Below are 18812 nucleotides of genomic sequence, written 5' to 3' on the forward strand. Positions count from 1 at the left end.
AAAATTAAGATTCTTTCATCTTTAATTTGAGTTCGCAGGCACTTCTACCTATTCTTTTTCCATTTTTTAGGCCTTCTTCATTGGACATACGGTAATGTATGCCTCCATATAGTCTGGAAAGAGCAGCTTCCTGTGCAAATTCGTTAAAGGAATCGTAGCTCCGAGGTTTGAGTCCGTTTCCATCGTGCGAGTGGTCAGTGAAGTGATAATTGTAACCAAACATATCATTTAATACAGCAGCAATAGCACCCGAAACAGTTCCGTGACCTGATGTATATTCAGGGAAAGGCGGATTCTCTAAATATGCGTTCCAGTTTGGATCTATCGTAGTTTGTATAAAACTTACAGGTCTAAGCATATTGTGTTGGTATTTGCATTTCCAACATGAAATAAATGCGTCATTAACAGCTATCCCGATTCTGCACAAAGTTTCTGCTGCTTTGTCAAGCGGCATTTTTTCTTGTTTTATTAACTGTAAAGCTATAGAAACTCCATGACCAGGAGGTGTGAAGGTTTTTCCAGCATCATCTGACCAAAATTTCGCTATATCTTTTTGTTCTTCACTTAGGTTTTTGCCAACACTATATACTTCTAAAGCTTGTGCAAAAAGTATCGAAGAATTTCCAATTTCGCATTTTGGAGGTACTGGTAATTCAAAATCTGCATTACCTTTTATGAAGGTTCGGTTACTTCCCCAATAAGGCTGCAATGCACTTTGCTTACCCACAGGTGTCCACATACATGAGCCAGGGATGAGTTTGAAGTCTTTCGGGAAATTATGCATTTCGGCTTGGTGGCCGCCATCAGTTTTAGCGTATTTGTATATGGCATTAGCTAACTCTTCACCGTATTTTACTGAAGCTTTGAAAGTGGCTTCTGATATTGAACCTCGCAATTTTCTGTTAAGATTTTCTCTGAGTTGAGTTATTTTTGGTAGATTTTCCTTTGCATTTTTTGCAAAAAAATCTTCGTGGATTATTGCCAATGCATTATTTGCTACAATTTGCCAATCATAAATTTGGCTCTTATTGGGCAAAGGTAATTTTTCTAATTCTTGAAGTTCTCCTACTAAAGATTTGTAACCAGGCATACCATGCACAAGTGCCTCGTATAGAGTTAGGCCTGAATAACCCAAAGACCTAGCAACCACTGGAGGCGTAAAGCCAGGAGTGGTAGGGATCATTTTTAGCTGAAGGTCAAACCATTGTGTAGCAACTTCTGCGTTTAATTTCTCAATTGAATTTTGTGCTACTGAAATTTGAATTACTAAAAATGAAAAAAGTAAAGAGAATATTTTGCTTTTGTTTTTCAAACTATTCTGATTTTTAATTTTTTACTAAAAGTAAATAAAAAAACTATTTTTCGAATTTTAATTTTAAAATATTTTGTGCCACTGTTTTACCGTTGTCAAACCCTGAAGTACATGAGAATTCGTAATGAATGCCACCATAAATTCTTGAATTTGATGTTTCAGATCCATAAGCAGCAAATGAATCATATTTTCTGTTTGGATAAACTCCTTCATGGGTATTGTCTTCAAAAGCATAGGCATTTCCAAAAATACTTTCTAAAATGGTCACTGTTGCCCCAGCGGCTGTCCCATGTCCTGAAGCATACTCAGGGAATGGAGGATTGGCTAAAAAAGGTTCCCAGTTTTTATCCATTGTTTGCTTAATATAGGTACTCGGACGCATTAGGAAATAGTAATATTTTCCTTTCCAACAACTAATAAATGCGTCGTTTAATGAAAGTCCTGTCTTGGCGTATGCTATTGCTACCTCATCTAAACTAGTTTTGTTTTCAAGAAGGATTTTCCTAACCACATTGAAATGGTGTCCTGGTGGTGTGATGGAGCCTGTTCCGTCAGCAAAATAGTTGGCAATCGCTTTTTGGTCGGTACTTAGATTTTTAGATTGATCATAAATTTTTTTTGCTTCGACAAAAAAAGATGAGTTTTTTTCAAAAGAGAACGAAACTGGTGTGTTTAGTTTATCGTTCATGTTTTCTTTAACCAAAGTACGGTTTTGTCCCCAAGTGGGTAAAAGAGGGATAGACTGACTGCCAGATGGTTTCCAGAATCCGATACCAGATGGTGTTACGAAGTTTTGAGGGAAATTATTGAGATGTCCTGTTGCTCCACCGTCAGTTTTAGCATATTCGAAAACTGCTGTTGCTAATTCTGCCCCAAATCTTACGGATCTTTCAATCACTTCATCTGTTGTTCCAGTTTTTAATTTTGTTTCATATATGACCCTTACAGAATCTAACTTACTTTTGTTTTTGTCGCTAGTAGAAAGATATAATTGCTGTAAAAGCGAATATTGTGTTACACTCGCCACTAGTCCCCAATTGTATTCCATCGTAGAATCAGGAATTGGCAACTTCGAAAGTCCGTTTAATTGCCCTTTTAATGATTGATAGCCAGGCATACCGTGTACCACACTTTCATAAAGGGCCAAAGATGTATAACCTAAAGCTCTAGCTGCCACAGGGGGTGTAAACCCGGGTGTAGATTTAATAAGCTCCAATTGAATTTTTAGCCAATCTGATGCCATCGTTCCTTCAAAAGTAGATGTAAGCACAGAAGGATTATCAATTACTGGTATAATTGTATCTGTATTTTTTTTGCAAGAAATAAAAAAAGTAATTGCTATAATTAAGCTTAGTATAAATTTAGCCTTCATTAAATGAGTTTTTTATATAAATTCTCCCAAAAACCTTGCCAAATATTCAAGAACTTAACTGTTTTTTGATGCCGTAGAATAACTTTGTAGACACAGTTTGAAAATTTAGTTTAGGAAAATTTCAATTTAAAATTTGAATATTTTTATATTTATTATTATCTTGGTTAATTGAAATTTAAACAAGATAAATATGGCTACCTCTGTAAAAAACCTATTAGAAAATAAAAATATTAATGCTGTTATTTCTGTTCTACCTGATACTACCGTGTATGAAGCTCTTGGAGTTATGAAAGAGTCAAATGTGGGTGCTGTATTAGTAATGGAAAATGAAGAACTAAAGGGGATTTTTTCTGAGCGAGATTATGCTAGAAAAGGTATTATTTTAGGAAGGAAAGCAAAATCGACACCTATGACTGAAGTAATGACCTCAAATGTTTTCTCAGTTTCGGCTGAAATGACAACCAAAGACTGTATGGAAATGATGAGTGCTAAAAAAATTCGACATTTACCTGTGGTTGCCGAAAGTAAAGTTATTGGGGTATTGAGCGTTGGAGATATTGTAAGTGAGATGCTCAAAGAACAGAAAGAACATATAAACTTTTTGGAAGGTTATATTGTGAATGGATGATATTTTAAATTAATAATAAAAAAGCTCGAAATTTAATTTTTCGAGCTTTTTTAGTTTAAGCTTCTTCGTTTTTTGGAGGAAACAGTAAGGATGCGGCAATGCTTACACCCAATATTAAAACTATCAAAATCAAGGAATGCAGATTAGTAAAGCCGAAACTTTCTAACCATGTATGTGCGAGCATTTTACCACCAATAAATGTTAAAAGCACTCCAAGTCCATATTTGAGATATGTAAACATATCTATGATATTTACCAAAAAGAAAAACATTGACCTAAGGCCCATTATCGCAAATACGTTTGAGAAAAATACGATATAAGGGTCTTTTGTTATTGAAAAAATGGCTGGTATAGAATCAACCGCAAATATGACGTCAGTAAACGCAATAACCACAATAACCAAAAATAATGGAGTTAGATAAATTTTGTTGTTTTTGTATTTATGTTTAAAGAAAAATCTATCTGAAACAAATTTTTCATAAACATTAAAAAACTTCGAAGTAATCTTTACGGCAGGATGGCTTTTGGTGTCGATGTTTTCTTCCTCTTCCTTTGAAAATAGAATTTTAAGTCCCGTGTATACCAAAAATGCTCCAAAAATTAAGAGTACCCATTCGAATCTTTGTATCAGTGCTGCTCCTAAAAAAATAAAGATAAAGCGAAGGATAATAGAACCTAAAATACCCCAAACCAATACATCTTTATAGTTTTTCTTTCTTACACCAAATGAGTTGAAAATCAGGATGAAAACAAAAATGTTGTCTACCGAAAGAGAATATTCGACTAAATATCCAGTAATAAACTCCAATGACATGTTGTTTTGAAATACTCTAAGGTTTTCCTCATAAGTACCTGTCAATTTTAAGGTTTTATAAAATTGACTTCTAATATTTTCTAAATGCGAGCTATCGCTTATGTCGTGAATCAAATATCCATAGTGACGTAAGAAAAAATAAAAACCGATAGATAAGGTAACCCATACCGCACTCCAGAAAGCCGCTTCTTTAAATTTCACAACTTCTGCTTTTTTGGAGCTTAATACTCCAAGGTCAAGCAACATGACCAATATTACAAAAAGTGCAAAAGCACCGAAAAACACTACTTCGTTAGAAAAAACCATTTGGAACGTTTAAAATAAAATGCAAATATAAGAAGATTGAAAGGTAGATTTAAGAAATATTAAAATGTAGATCAAATTACAGAACCCAATTCTTCTGCAATAAGTTTAATGAAGTCCCTTTTTTTGCCAATACTATTCATTAATATTTCTAAATCTTCGTCAGATGCAGCATCTATTTCTTCTATTAAATTGTTGATCTCTTGTTGTAATTTTTCCTTTCTAATTCTTAAAATCATTCTGTAAGACGACTCGTTTAGAAGTTCTTCGTATTTAGGAACAAAAATTTCGAATTTCTGCCATTTGTCACTTAGTTCGTGTTTTGGACTCATCCAGCTTATCACTACATCTTGGATTTCTGGATTTGGATTTGACGAAAACATTTTTGAGTCTATCTGATTTCCTTTAATATGCTCCTCTTTATAAAATTGGTAAATTTGATTAAAAATAGGTGTTTCCAATTCGATATCGTTTGTTTCATGTAAAAGATAATCTGCGAGTGAGTGTTTTTCTCCAGTTTCTTCGTCTTCATCTATTATTATGTGACCATATAAAACCAAATCTTTTACCAAAGCTTCCTCTTGTCCATTTCCTTTTTTTAAGGAATTAATTATTTCTAATTCCTGGTTACGAGAGGGAGGAGCGGGTAAAGTGCCACCGCCATCCGACCTTTCAGCTCTTTTGTTTTCAGGCGTTTTAGTTCTAAGAATCTTATTGCCTTCGGTAAGTAAAATTGTTTCATCAATTTGGAGCAATTTTGCTACTTCTTGATAAAATACAGAGCGTTTTATTGGATTCGGTATTTTAGTAATGGACGTTACTAAATCACTAATTAGCTCTGCCTTTTTAATAGGATCATCTCCTATATCCGCCAAAGAAAGCTCCGTTTTGAAATTTATAAAGTTTTGTTGGTGCTCTTTTACATATTCTGAAAACGCCGTGCTGCCGACTTTCCTAATAAAACTATCTGGGTCGTCGCCATCAGGAAAAACTACCGACTTAACGTTCATATCTTCTTCCAAGATCAGGTCAATTCCTCTAATTGACGCTTTTATACCAGCCGCGTCACCATCATAAAGTACCGTTATGTTTTCGCTGAATCTCCTTATTAGTCGAATCTGCTCAACTGTCAAAGACGTTCCGGATGAAGCTACAACATTCTCAATACCAGCCTGATGTAAAGAAACGACATCGGTGTATCCTTCTACCAAATAGCAATTGTCTGCTTGACGGATGGCATTTTTAGCTTGGTAAATGCCATAGACAATATGGCTTTTGTGATATATTTCAGTCTCAGGTGAATTTATATATTTTGGTGCTTTTGGGTCAGTTTTAAGTATTCTGGCTCCAAATGCGATAGGTTTACCAGCAACATTATGAATTGGGAAAATAACCCGCCCTCTAAATCTATCAATTTTAACCTCGTTGTCTTTAATGCTAATTAATCCTGCTTTTTGAAGGATATCGGGACTGAAACCCGCTTTTTCTGCTTTTTTCAGAAATTCATCGCGAGCATCTAATGCATAACCCAAATTGAATTTTTCGATAGCCAATTTGGAAAAACCCCTTTCCAAAAAATAGGATTGACCTACATTTTGCCCTTCTTCGGTATCGGCCATGGTGTCGGCAAAAAATCGCTGAGCATAATCCAACACTATAAAAAGACTTTCTTTCTCGTTTTGATTTATGAGGTCTTGGTCTGTAAATTCCCTCTCTTTTACCTCAATATTGTATTTCTTTGCCATCCAACGCAAAGCGTCAGGATAGGAGAGGCCTTCGAGGTCCATCACAAACCTTAAGGAGTCACCACCTTTTCCGCATCCAAAACATTTGTAAATACCTTTTGCAGGAGAAACATGGAATGAAGGGGTTTTTTCATTATGAAAAGGACAACAAGCAATCATACTTGCTCCTCTTTTTTTGAGGCTCACAAACTCCCCAACAACTTCTGTTATGTCGGCGGCTTGAAGTATTTGCTGAACGGTATCCTGAGGTATCATTTTGTAAAATTATCCTTAAATTCTTTTCAAAAGAAACGAAAGCTTATTTTTAAATTTTGATTTTGTGTACTATGAATTGAATCTGTTTGGCCTTAAAAAGTATTTTTTTTGTTTGCTTCATTCGTTTTTTAGTCAAAAAATAAAATTAAAATCAAAAATAATATTAGATAAATACCAAATAAAGTTATTTTTGCAAAAAAAGCTCTTCAATTGTTTAATAAATTGATTCAAATATCATTGGTAACTTTTCTCGCTATATTTTTAGTGGGTAGCCCTGTGATTGAATATATTGAGCATTTTCAAGAGGAAAACTCAGACATTGGTTTTGTTTTTGAACAAAGAGGAGATCAACTTTTGATTAAAGTCCCGTTTAATTTACCTTACCATTATGAAACAGTATTTGAGGTAAATCCTAGTGAACTGGTAGTTTTTAAAGGTGATTTTTATCGAGCTGTCAATAAAGCTTTTGTAAACGATACAGTGTTTACGGGTTACAAAAGAGAAAACCTAACGCGTCAAAATGTTTTTGAACTGATGGGGTCTGTTGCTCAAAACTTTGATAATGATGCAGATCCATTAAAATCACTTGAAAGAGTCATTAAAAGTTTTGCAAAACAATATTATACACAACAAATTATACAATACACTTATTTTTGGAATGAGACCCCAACGGTTTCTCATTATTTTATGTCTCAGAACCACGAAACCTCTTTTAGTTTTTTATTGTCTCCTCCTCCCCAGATTTCCTAATTATCGGTATTTGTAAATTTTGCAATACCTCCTTGGCGGAGAATTATTTTATAATTTCCGTTTAGGTTAATTTATTATTATTTCTTAGAATTTTAAAATTTCAAGCAAATTGATTTAATATCAATCTGATTTATGAACCTTTATTTGGTTTTGTACAAAAACCAAAACTGGAATGTTTGATATTTTATGAAAATTCTATAAAAAAAGTATTTAAATCAAATTTTTTGGAAACAATTAAAGACAATCAAAATGAAAAATATATTTATTTTTTTAGGACTTATCATGCTTTTTCAGCAAAAAGCAAATGCTCAAGGATGTGTGGCTGTTAGGCAAATGAGTTGTAGCAGTGCACCACATAGTAGTTCTTCGGATTTATTCAAACAAAAAAACGGCACTTGGCTTGTCAGTACAAGTTATAGGTATTTTAAATCTTTTAGGCATTTTAGAGGGTCTGAACAAGAGACGGATAGAGTTGCAAATGGTACTCAAGTTGTCAATATTTCTCATGGATTAGACTTGGGTCTAAGTTATTTGGCGAATCCTCGCGTTTCTTTTAATGCCAATTTGCCCTTGATTTACTTCGATAGGTCTTCCCTTTACGAACATTATGGAAATTCAATAACCGCAAATCCTGATCAAAAGAGATTTCATACAGGATCACAAGGAATTGGTGATTTGAGGCTTTCGGCTAATTATTGGATTTTGAATCCCGCCAAAATCCTAAAAGGGAATTTTTCTATTGGTTTGGGAGTGAAACTTCCAACTGGAAATCCTGGTGTAAAGGATGATTTTCATAAACTAACAAAAGATGGCACTGAATATTTAGTAACTAAGCCTGTAGATCAATCTATCCAATTGGGCGATGGAAGAATGGGTGTAAGTGTTGAAAGTCAGGGTTATAGGTCTTTTGGGAAGCATTCTTCATTTTATTATAGTGCCTACTATCTTATTAATCCGGCAGAAACAAATGGAGTGGAAAGAGATCCAAGTAATGCCAATGTGGATCCAATCATCAAATATTTTTCTGTAGCAGACCAGTTTGCTGTTCGGGTAGGAGCAAGTCAATCCATTTTGCCGAAATCAGGTATTTCTGTTATGCTTGGAGGAAGAGTGGAGGGCGTTACTGCGAAAGACTTAATTGGTGGGAATGAAGGATTTAGAAGGCCAGGGTATGTAGTGGCAGTAGAGCCAGGTTTGTCTTATATGAAAGGTAAAATAAGTGCTACAGCTACAGTGCCAGTAGCTTTGTATAGGAATAGAACGAAGAGTTATTATGATCTGCAAGATCCTAGTGGTCAGCGTCATGGAGATGCTGCATTTGCTGATTATTCAATAAATTTTTCAATTTCTAAATGGTTTTAAATTATGAATTTCAGGACAGTATTTTTGATTAACAGATTAGCGATGTTTGTGGTGTATTTTTGGTTTGGATTTTTAAAAGTTATCCATCTCTCCCCAGCCACAGAATTGGTAACTGCACTTGCTCAAGTTACGTTGCCATTTATTCCGGCAGAAAGTTTTATTGTTTCATTCGGTATTTTTGAGTGTGTAATTGGTGTTTTGTGGTTGTTTCCAAAGTTTACAAATATAGTTTTTTGGTTAACAGTATTTCATTTAGTAACTACGTTTATGCCTATGTTCTTTTTGCCTAATGTATCTTGGAATCAGTTTTTTACGCCAAGTTTGGTTGGGCAATATATTATCAAAAATTTCGTAATTTTTGGAGCAATATATACTTTGTTTGTTGCAAACAAAAAGGACGATTTCGTGAAAGTATTTAACTAAAGCTGGAGAGTTTTTCAGGTGGAGATTTTTCGAAACTCTACCTGAAAAAAACTTTTCCACATTCGGTCGACTTATCTACATTATTTTAATGCCTTAAAGAAGTTTTTTTAAAAATACGTATCTTTGCACCTCTTTAAAATAAGGCAAAAAATGGGAAAGATAATCTCGATAGTAAATCAGAAGGGTGGGGTAGGTAAAACAACCACTGCAATTAACCTTTCGGCTAGTTTAGCGGTATTGGATTATAAGGTTTTGATTATAGATACGGATCCTCAGGCCAATGCTGGTTCTGGAATTGGTATTGATAGCAAGGATCAGAAAAATAATATTTATACGTCTTTGGTTGGTCAAACTAACCTCAAAGACTGTATTGTACATACTCAGATACCTAATCTGGATTTGATATCATCTCATATCGATTTGGCTGGTTTCGAATTAGAAATCGTAAACCAAGTGGCTCGAGAATATATTTTGAAAGAAATAATTCAAGATATAAAAGAAGACTATGATTTTATTTTGATTGATTGTTCGCCTTCTTTAGGTTTGATGGTAATCAACTCAATTGTGGCTTCTGACTCAGTACTTATTCCTGTTCAATGTGAATATTTTGCCCTTGAGGGAATTGCGAAGCTTCAAAATACGATTGACATCATCAAGAAAAGGTTAAATCCGAGCCTTGTAATGGAAGGATATGTGTTGACAATGTACGATGCTCGAACCAATCTTTCAAAAATGGTTGTTGATGATGTAAAAAAATATTTCGAATCGCTTTGTTTTGATACTATTGTGCCTCGAAATGTAAAGTTGGCCGAAGCCCCAAGTTATGGTGTTCCTGCTTTGTTGATGTTTTCAGGTGAAAAAGACGGCGAGTTTGACATTAAATTTTTAGAAAACAAAGGAGCAATTAGTTATATAGATTTGGCTAAAGAGCTATTAAAAAGAAACAACTTAGCAGAGATAAAAGAAAGCGATGGTGGAAAATAAAAACAAAGGTTTAAATTCGCTATTGTCTGATTCTGATCTTGTTGTTCAGCGGAAAATAGCCGCCTTCAGAGGTGTAAATTTGGTTGATATCGAAAAACTTCAGGTGGGTGTTCAGCAGCCAAGAAGTCATTTTGATGAGAAGTCTATTCAAGAATTGGCTGATTCAATAGCAATACATGGCTTGATTCAACCTATTACAGTTAGAGAAATAGGTGAAGGAAAGTTTGAAATAATATCTGGAGAAAGGAGATTTAGAGCTTCAAAAAAAGCTGGATTAAAAGAAGTGCCGGCTTTTATCAGAGATGTAAATGACCAACGTTCGCTCGAAATGGCTCTTATTGAGAACATACAGAGAGAAAACTTAAATCCAATAGAAATAGCTTTGTCGTATCAAAGAATGGTGACTGAGTGTCAACTTAGCCAAGACGAATTGGGTAAAAGGGTGAGTAAAAGCCGTTCGGCAGTTACTAATTATCTGCGTTTGCTTAATCTGCCAACAGAAATTCAGTCAGGGCTTATTTTGGGAGTTATTACTATGGGTCAGGCAAGGCCATTGATACCTATCCAAGATCAAAACTTGCAAATAGATATTTATCAACGTATTTTAGAAAACGAACTCAGTGCGAGAGAAATAGAGGCATTGGTTAAGAGAGGAAATGCCTTTGAGGCTGGTGCAAATGAGCTTGATCTTTACAGAGAGGATATGAGAATAGAAGAATTGACCTTAAAAGGGAAGACTTTGGTTCCAGTCAAAATCCAAATTCAGGACCTCAATAAAGGCAATGTTTCTATAAAATTCACAAATACTGACGAGCTGGCTGAAATTTTGCAAAAGTTGGAATCTATTTAATATACACAGACAATTATTAAGGATATACCTTTAGCTTTAAAAACCTCAATTATAGTGATATAGTTGAGGTTTTTTTCTTGATTTATTTTAGAAAAAAAAGCTGTTTTTTTATTTTTTGCATTTGCTTTTTTGGTTAAATATTCAATGTTTTTCACTATATTTGTACCTTAATATTCTACAAAAAAATCTATATAAAAACATTCCATTGATTGGTGGAATTTATACTATTAGTAATAAAAATATATGGCAGATCACGAATTAGAGAATAGGGCAGATTACTCCGCAAATAACATACAAGTTTTAGAAGGTTTAGAGGCTGTTAGGAAAAGGCCAGCCATGTACATTGGTGATATCGGTTTCAAAGGTTTACATCATTTAATTTGGGAAGTAATAGACAACTCCATTGATGAGGCTATGGCTGGGTATTGTAACAAGATTGATACAATAATCAATATTGATAACTCTGTTACAGTAAAAGATAACGGTCGTGGTATTCCTACTGGATGGCATGATAAAGAAAAGAAATCAGCACTAGAGGTAGTTATGACGGTACTTCACGCTGGTGGTAAATTTGACAAAGACACTTATAAAGTTTCTGGTGGTTTGCACGGGGTGGGTGTGTCTTGTGTTAATGCTCTTTCAACTGACTTGAGAGTTGAAGTACATAGAGATGGTAAACTATTTGAGCAAGAATATAAAATTGGAAAGCCGCAGTATCCCGTTAGAGAAATTGGTACAACAGAATTAAGAGGAACTTTTGTTACTTTTAAACCAGATGATACTATTTTTCAGGTAACTGAATACAAGTATGAAACCGTTGCTAACCGTATCAGAGAACTCTCGTTTTTGAACAAAGGAATCACTTTGACATTAACTGACATGAGGGAGTTAGACGATGAAGGTAATCCAAAGCACGAAGTTTTTCATTCAGAAGGCGGTTTGATTGAGTTTGTTGAATACTTAGATCAAGGTAGAGAAAGGTTAATACCTATGCCAATGTGGATGGAAGGTGAAAAGGACGGCGTGCCTGTTGAAGTTTCGTTGATTTATAATTCTTCCTATTCTGAGAATGTTTCCTCATTTGTAAATAACATCAATACTCCTGAAGGCGGAACACACGTTTCTGGTTTTAGAATGGCACTTACTCGTACTTTGAAATCGTATGCTGATAAGTCGGGTATTTTACAAAAAGAAAAAATAGAGATTTCGGGAGATGACTTTAGAGAGGGTCTTACGGCTGTAATTTCTGTAAAAGTACAAGAGCCACAATTTGAAGGTCAGACTAAATCAAAACTAGGTAACTCTGAAGTTACAGCAGCCGTAAGTGGTTGTGTACAAGAGATGTTGGAAAACTACCTTGAAGAAAACCCGAAAGATGCTAGAACCATTGTAGACAAAGTTATTTTGGCTGCGAAAGCACGTATTGCTGCTAAAAAAGCCAGAGAGATGGTACAGCGTAAAAACGTTTTGATAGGTTCTGGTTTACCTGGTAAATTGGCTGACTGTGCGGAATCTGACCCGACACTTTGTGAAGTTTATCTAGTAGAGGGTGACTCGGCAGGTGGATCTGCAAAACAAGGTAGAGATAGGAGTGTTCAGGCTATATTGCCATTGAGAGGTAAAATTCTTAACGTTGAAAAAGCTCAAGAATACAAAATATATGAAAATGACGAGATAAAAAACATTTTTACAGCCTTGGGTGTACAGATGGGTAAAGATGGAGATGATAGGGCCTTGAATTTGGACAAATTGCGTTATCATAAAATCATTATTATGACGGATGCTGATATCGACGGTAGTCATATTCGTACCTTAATTTTGACGTTTTTCTATCGTTTTATGAAAGAAATCATTGAAAAAGGTTACCTATATATTGCACAGCCTCCTCTTTATTTGATCAAAAAAGGTAAAGATGAAGAATATTGCTGGACTGAAGAGCAACGCCAAGCAGCTGTAAAAAGAATGGCTGCAGGTGGAAAAGAAGAAAATGTAGGACAGCAACGTTACAAAGGTCTTGGTGAGATGAATCCTGAGCAATTGTGGTCTACTACCATGAATCCAGAGTTTAGAACACTTAAACAAGTGACTATTGAGTCAGCAACTGAAGCTGATCATTTGTTCTCAATGTTGATGGGCGACGAAGTACCACCTCGTAGAGACTTTATTGAGCGTAATGCAAAATACGCAAATGTGGATGCATAATAATCCTTTGACCATAGACTAGGCGAGCCGGAAACGGTTCGCTTTTTTTGTCTCCAAATTTCACGGTTTAATGTTTTTTTTAATAAAAGGTAAATAAAAATTTTTATATTTCGCTTTTAAAATAATTTATGCAAAGTAGCATTTTGGTTTTATTTATAGCGTCAATAGTAATATTGTCCTATTTCTTTAATATTTTCAGTAAGAGGACCAAAATCCCTACTGTGTTGTTATTGATGTCTTCTGGGATGCTTTTTAATTTTTTTGAAAAAAATCAATTAATCTCAATGTACACTATCAACAAGGTGGTTGAATTATTGGGAATAATGGGATTGATTATGATAATTTTGGAGGCATCCTTGGATCTTCACATTACGAGGAAGAAAAAGGGCTTGATTCTAAAAGCATTTATTTCAGCTTTAATAATACTCATAGTTTCTTCCTTTTCAATAGCCTATCTTATACATTTTTGGTTAAATGAGCCTTTGGTTGACTGCTTGATATATGCTACGCCTTTGTCTATAGTAAGTAGTGCAATTTTAATCCCTAGTTTAGAGCAACTTACACCAGACAAAAAAGAATTCTTAGTTTATGAATCTTCTTTTTCAGATATATTGGGTATTTTGTTTTTTAATTATTTGATTGGGGAAAATACAAGCGAGCCACTTAATGCTATTATTTATCTTGGACAAATGGGACTTTCGGTCATTATTTCGATTTTAGTGGCATTTCTTTTGGTTTATTATTTAGGTAAAATAAAATTAAAAGTTAAGTTCTTTTTGATTTTTGCAGTACTTTCTGCTCTATATGCACTAGGAAAACTCACCCATTTGCCTTCCTTATTAATCATTTTGTTTTTTGGCTTAATAATAAATAATCGACAGCTTTTTCAGAAATTTAAATGGATAGACAAGCATATTCCTGATGAAATGAGTTTTCTAGAATTAGAAAAACAATTGAAGTCTGTTACCGCTGAAACGTCATTCTTGGTTAGAACTTTTTTCTTTATACTGTTTGGCTATTCTATTGATATACTGAAACTTGCAGTCTCTGAGGTGCAAATTGTTGGTACTTTGATTGTTGTGATACTTTTGATAGTAAGACTCGCATTTTTATTGTATCTAAATCCTAAAGAAAATCCATTGCCAGAGCTTTTTCTTATGCCTCGGGGTTTGATCACTATATTGCTTTTTTATAATATTCCTCCTCCTCGACAATTAGAACAATTCAATAGTGGTATTTTATTTTTTGTGATTTTAGTGACGGCAGTTTTGATGATGATTGGCCTTTTTACCGCAAAAGGTGCTCCTAGCTCTGAAGATATCGAAGTTTAAAGATTTCGATTTTTTATAACTGTACAAAAATTAAAATTTTATTATTAAAGTAAAATTAAGACTTTAAAAAGCTATAAAATTTCTTAAATAATTAACAAAAAGCAATCTTTTATTGTTTTCTGTTTATAATTCAAATGGTTTTTTTTCTAAAAGATTGCCATTGATTATATTTGTATTAAACAGATGTTATTTTTCATCAACCTTAAAACTCAAATTATATGTCTCTTACAATGGATACTTTTCCTTGGTTTAAGAATTACCCAAAAGGAATAGACTTCGAATTAAACCCAGACTCTTATGCCTCTCTTTTAGATTTAATGGAAAGCGGTTTTGAGAAATTTAGAGATCAGCCAGCTTATACTTTCATGGATAAAACATTGAGTTATGCTGATATTGATAAAAAATCCAAAGATTTTGCTGCTTATCTACAAAGTATAGGTTTGCAAAAAGGAGATAAGATTGCGGTTCAAATGCCAAATTGTTCTCAATATCCTGTAGTTTTGTATGGCTCATTGAGGGCCGGCTTAGTTGTTGTTAACACTAACCCTCTTTATACTCCTCGGGAAATGAAACATCAGTTTTCTGATTCTGGGGCAAAAGCTATTGTCATAGTTGCCAATTTTGCCTTTAATTTGGAAAAAGTTATAGCTGATACCCAAATTAAGCATGTAATAGTGACAGAAATGGGGGATATGCTCGGTTTTCCTAAAAAGCAAATAGTGAATTTTGTAGTTAATAAAGTCAAAAAAATGGTTCCATCGTATTCTTTACCAGGAGCTATTAAGTTTGGAGATACCTTGACAAAGGGGGCCTCTTTAAGCTATAAAAGGCCTCAAGTGAAAGGTCTAGATTTGGCTTTTATTCAATATACAGGAGGTACAACTGGTGTTTCTAAAGGAGCAATGCTAAATCACCGAAATATGATTGCAAATACTGAAGGAATAAGTGCTTGGTTTAGTCCTCAAATGCACCATGACATTCCTCGGAATATTTTAGGAGCACTACCTTTCTATCATATTTTTGCACTAACAGTAAATGCCTTTTCTACTTTTAAGTTAGGATTTCATAATATCATGATACCTAATCCAAGAGATCAAAAGGCTTTGTTGAAAGACCTGCAGAAGCATAAATTGTTTGTTTTTCCTGGATTAAATACGCTTTTTAATTCCTTATTAAATAATCCAGAATTTCTTGCTTTAGATTTTTCTACATTAAAAATAACGATTTCTGGCGGAATGGCTCTGCAAAGACCCGTAGCCGAGGCTTGGGAAAAGGCTACCGGATGCAAAGTAACAGAAGGTTATGGTTTGTCAGAAACCGCTCCAGTATTAACTTGTAATCCTACAGACGGAAATCAACAAATAGGAACTATTGGACTGCCTTTTCCTTCTACAGAAATTCGGATTTTGAAAGAGGATGGAACTTGGGGCATAGTGGATGAAGTTGGTGAAATATGTGCTCATGGACCACAAGTTATGTCTGGATATTATAATAGACCAGACGAAACTGCCAATGTATTTGTAAATGACGAGAACGGAAGACAGTTCTTTAAGACTGGTGATATAGGATTAATGCAAGCAGATGGATATTTTAAAATTGTAGATAGAAAGAAAGACATGATTTTGGTGTCTGGCTTTAATGTCTTTCCTAACGAAATAGAAGAGGTTGTTGCTGCATGCCCAGGTGTTTTAGAAGTGGCTTGTATAGGTGTAGAAGATAGCAAATCAACCGAAGCTGTTAAGATTTTTGTGGTAAAAAAGGATCCAGAGCTAACAGAAGCGAGTATTCGTGAGTATTGCAAAGAAAACTTGGTTGCTTATAAATGTCCAAAATTTATTGAGTTTAGAGAAGATTTGCCAAAAACAAACGTAGGAAAGATACTTAGAAGGGAGCTAAGAGATACCAAATAGAACCATTAAAAAAAACTTCTTGTTTTTAAAACAGGCCGAGTGCCTGTTTTTTTTATGAAAATACTAAATAGATTTTTTTCGGCTATTATTATTGTTATCGTCAGAATTTACCAATACGGTATATCGCCCTATTTTCCAGATGCTTGCCGTTACCAACCTACTTGCTCGCAATATATGGTGGATAGTATAAAAGAGTGGGGTGTGCTGAAAGGTACATGGCTAGGCCTAAGGCGTTTGTCAAGGTGCCATCCATGGGGAGGGCATGGCTGGGATCCAGTGAAAAGGAAACATAAACATTGAAAGTATTGGTATATGTTTTATGAAAAATATGTGATTAAATGGTGGTATTTATTAATTAAAACATTAGAAATTAACAAGAAAATCGCCAAAGATGATGAATTTTATGTCTTTGGCTTTATTTTTGAATTACATTAGCCAAGTTTAAAAGTTTAGGAAATGAAAAATAAAATATTACTTTTTGGATTGTTGTTAATTGCTTTTGGTTGTAATAAAACCGAAGATGTTCCAGATCCAATTGTTCCAGTTGAATTAGAGATTAGTAATGAAGTAGCTCAAAAGTGGGGAAAGATGACAATGGAATATCTTTTTGTACAACCACTAAAGTCACCTACTTATGTTTCAAGGTCACTTGGTTATATTGGATTGACAATGTATGAAACAGCAGTGAATGGTAGTATAATTTACAAATCTATAGCCTCACAACTGAATGGATTAGGTGAATTGCCTAAACCAGAAACCGGTCTAAAATATGATTGGGAAACTGCCCTCAATTCTGGACAATCGCTTATATTAAGGCGTATGTATCAACATGCTATGGCAGACGACAATGCAAGGTTGGATTCTTTGGAATTAGCGATTTTGTCAGAAAGAAAAGTAGCAGTAAATGATACCGCAGTTATTTCAAGATCTATACAATATGGTAGGGCTATAGCTGAGAATATATATGAATGGTCTAAAACAGATGGAGGTCATTTGGCATATTTAAAAACGTATGACCCTTCCTATGTTTTCCCAAGAGATCCTACTCATTGGTCTCCGCCTTTAAACGGTCAATCATCAATTCTTATGCCTATGCATCCAAGATGGGGTGAAAATAGGACATTTATTCCAGCGAATTCCCAATTGCCAGTTCCGCAAATATTGGAATATTCAACAGATAAAAATTCAGCTTTTTATAAAGATTTTGAAGAATTGTATAATATTCAAAAAGCCCTAACCCAAGAACAAAAAGAAATAGCCAATTGGTGGGGAGATGACCCTGCAACTACAAATGCCCCCCCAGGACATTCTTATAATTTGGCTTATCAGATTTTGAAAATAAAAGAGCAGAATTTATTTGTAACTTCCATGACCTATGCTAGAGTGGGTATGGCTACTGCGGATGCATTTATCAATTGTTGGAAATGTAAGTTTACATATCATTCAATAAGGCCTACGCCATATATAAGGATTAATATTAACGGTGCATTTTCGCAATATTGGCCAGAGCCACCCTTTCCTGCATTTGCTTCAGGACATTCTACTCAAGCTTCGGCCGCTGCGGAGGCACTGATAAGTATTTTTGGTGATGAGGTGGCATTTGATGATGAAACTCATGTAGGAAAACCAAAAGACCAGTTTCGAAATGTAGAATACAAAAAGAGAAGTTTTACAAAAATATCAGATACAGCCATCGAATGTGGAATCTCGAGACTTTATGGAGGCATTCATACCGCTCAAGACAATATAGTTGGATTGGCAGAAGGTAAAAAGATTGGAGGTAATGTAAATGGAATTAGTTGGAAGTATTGATTATGAGGAAGTTGTAAACACAGAAAATGAAACGCTCGGCTTTTGTCGAGCGTTTTTCGTATTTCTAGGTCCAATTTTGAGCTTAGTTAATTTTATGCCATGTGTTAATATAGGTTAGCTTTTATCAAAAATATGAAGTTAAGTTTTCAAATCACTTCAACCTCCAAACTCCAGTATTCTTTCAGTTCTTCCTTGATTTTTTCGATGTAGGAGTTTCTTACGTCTAGAATTATACCGCAGCGGTTTTCGTAGGTCTGTTCTTTTACAGCGAGTTCAAGTTTTCTTACCATCTGCATCACAGCATTGGTTTGATCAAAATCATAAGAGATTTTTACTAAGCTGTTGATGGTTTTAGTTTCAATTTCTGCCATAGAAAGTGCTTCTTTGGTTGCTTCTTTGTAAGCATTTATCAAGCCTGGAACACCTAAAAGAGTCCCGCCAAAATACCGAATAACCACCACAAAAGTATCCGTAAGGTCAAAAGAAGTTATGGTGTTTAAAATTGGTTTTCCAGCCGAACCTGAAGGCTCGCCGTCGTCATTGGCTCTGAAATTGGTTTCGTCAATCCCGAGTTTGTACGCATAGCAAGCATGTCTAGCTTTGGGATGCTCGGCTTTTACATTTTCCAAATAAAATCGAACATCTTCCTCATTTTGGATTGGGAAGGCATAAGCAAAAAACTTACTTCCTTTATCTTTAAAAAGGCCTTGGCTACTGGTTTTTAAGGTTTTGAATTCGTCTATCATTATCACAGAATTA

At 34.6% G+C, this 18812-nt stretch carries 16 protein-coding genes; 11 read left to right on the forward strand and 5 right to left on the reverse strand.

Features of this window, described 5'->3' with window-relative positions; translation table 11 throughout:
* Positions 1-4: 4 nt before the first annotated feature.
* Positions 5-1312: a vanadium-dependent haloperoxidase gene (locus tag EGI22_RS05105; RefSeq protein ID WP_255066816.1), complete on the reverse strand. Its 1308-nt coding sequence runs from the start codon at positions 1310-1312 to the stop codon at positions 5-7.
* Between the two features lie 43 nt (positions 1313-1355).
* On the reverse strand, positions 1356-2684 hold the full coding sequence (locus EGI22_RS05110; RefSeq protein WP_255066817.1) for a vanadium-dependent haloperoxidase: 1329 nt from the start codon (positions 2682-2684) through the stop codon (positions 1356-1358).
* A gap of 190 nt (positions 2685-2874) precedes the next feature.
* Here EGI22_RS05110 and EGI22_RS05115 point away from each other — a divergent pair, with 190 nt between their 5' ends.
* Positions 2875-3312: a CBS domain-containing protein gene (locus EGI22_RS05115; RefSeq protein ID WP_255066818.1), complete on the forward strand. Its 438-nt coding sequence runs from the start codon at positions 2875-2877 to the stop codon at positions 3310-3312.
* A gap of 55 nt (positions 3313-3367) precedes the next feature.
* Here the strand turns inward: EGI22_RS05115 and EGI22_RS05120 are convergent, their stop codons facing one another.
* Positions 3368-4432 (reverse strand): TerC/Alx family metal homeostasis membrane protein, encoded by a 1065-nt coding sequence (locus EGI22_RS05120; protein WP_255066822.1) that lies wholly within the window; start codon positions 4430-4432, stop codon positions 3368-3370.
* A 71-nt stretch (positions 4433-4503) separates the two neighbouring features.
* Positions 4504-6429 carry a DNA primase gene (gene dnaG, locus EGI22_RS05125; RefSeq protein ID WP_255066824.1) on the reverse strand — a complete coding sequence of 642 codons (1926 nt, stop codon included), beginning with the start codon at positions 6427-6429 and terminating at the stop codon, positions 4504-4506.
* 222 nt (positions 6430-6651) lie between these two features.
* Here dnaG and EGI22_RS05130 point away from each other — a divergent pair, with 222 nt between their 5' ends.
* The 10 genes from EGI22_RS05130 to EGI22_RS05175 all read left to right on the forward strand — a co-directional run bounded on the left by EGI22_RS05130 (position 6652) and on the right by EGI22_RS05175 (position 18053).
* Positions 6652-7179, forward strand: a complete 528-nt coding sequence (locus EGI22_RS05130; protein ID WP_255066828.1) for a hypothetical protein — start codon at positions 6652-6654, stop codon at positions 7177-7179.
* 249 nt (positions 7180-7428) lie between these two features.
* The gene (locus tag EGI22_RS05135; protein WP_255066830.1) at positions 7429-8541 is read left to right on the forward strand and encodes a hypothetical protein; all 1113 of its coding nucleotides are present in this window, start codon (positions 7429-7431) and stop codon (positions 8539-8541) included.
* A 3-nt stretch (positions 8542-8544) separates the two neighbouring features.
* A complete protein-coding gene (locus EGI22_RS05140; protein ID WP_255066832.1) occupies positions 8545-8964 on the forward strand; it encodes a hypothetical protein in 420 nt (139 codons plus the stop codon).
* Between the two features lie 150 nt (positions 8965-9114).
* Positions 9115-9948: a ParA family protein gene (locus EGI22_RS05145; RefSeq protein WP_255066833.1), complete on the forward strand. Its 834-nt coding sequence runs from the start codon at positions 9115-9117 to the stop codon at positions 9946-9948.
* Entirely contained in the window at positions 9935-10798 is an 864-nt protein-coding gene (locus EGI22_RS05150) for a ParB/RepB/Spo0J family partition protein (RefSeq protein ID WP_255066834.1), read from the forward strand. The genes EGI22_RS05145 and EGI22_RS05150 overlap by 14 nt, the downstream gene beginning before the upstream one ends.
* 243 nt (positions 10799-11041) lie before the next feature.
* A complete protein-coding gene (gene gyrB, locus EGI22_RS05155; protein ID WP_255066835.1) occupies positions 11042-13000 on the forward strand; it encodes a DNA topoisomerase (ATP-hydrolyzing) subunit B in 1959 nt (652 codons plus the stop codon).
* Positions 13001-13128: 128 nt separating this feature from the next.
* Positions 13129-14331, forward strand: a complete 1203-nt coding sequence (locus EGI22_RS05160) for a cation:proton antiporter (protein ID WP_255066837.1) — start codon at positions 13129-13131, stop codon at positions 14329-14331.
* A gap of 218 nt (positions 14332-14549) precedes the next feature.
* Positions 14550-16241 (forward strand): AMP-binding protein, encoded by a 1692-nt coding sequence (locus EGI22_RS05165; RefSeq protein WP_255066842.1) that lies wholly within the window; start codon positions 14550-14552, stop codon positions 16239-16241.
* A 54-nt stretch (positions 16242-16295) separates the two neighbouring features.
* A complete protein-coding gene (gene yidD / locus EGI22_RS05170; protein WP_255066910.1) occupies positions 16296-16541 on the forward strand; it encodes a membrane protein insertion efficiency factor YidD in 246 nt (81 codons plus the stop codon).
* Between the two features lie 156 nt (positions 16542-16697).
* Positions 16698-18053, forward strand: coding sequence for a vanadium-dependent haloperoxidase (locus EGI22_RS05175; protein WP_255066843.1), 1356 nt, complete (start codon positions 16698-16700; stop codon positions 18051-18053).
* Positions 18054-18199: 146 nt separating this feature from the next.
* On the opposite strand, the gene EGI22_RS05180 is transcribed toward EGI22_RS05175, so the two are convergent.
* Positions 18200-18799 (reverse strand): YigZ family protein, encoded by a 600-nt coding sequence (locus EGI22_RS05180; protein WP_262925420.1) that lies wholly within the window; start codon positions 18797-18799, stop codon positions 18200-18202.
* Positions 18800-18812: the final 13 nt, after the last annotated feature.

The organism is Lacihabitans sp. LS3-19 (genome assembly GCF_024343575.1).
Classification (GTDB): domain Bacteria; phylum Bacteroidota; class Bacteroidia; order Cytophagales; family Spirosomataceae; genus Leadbetterella.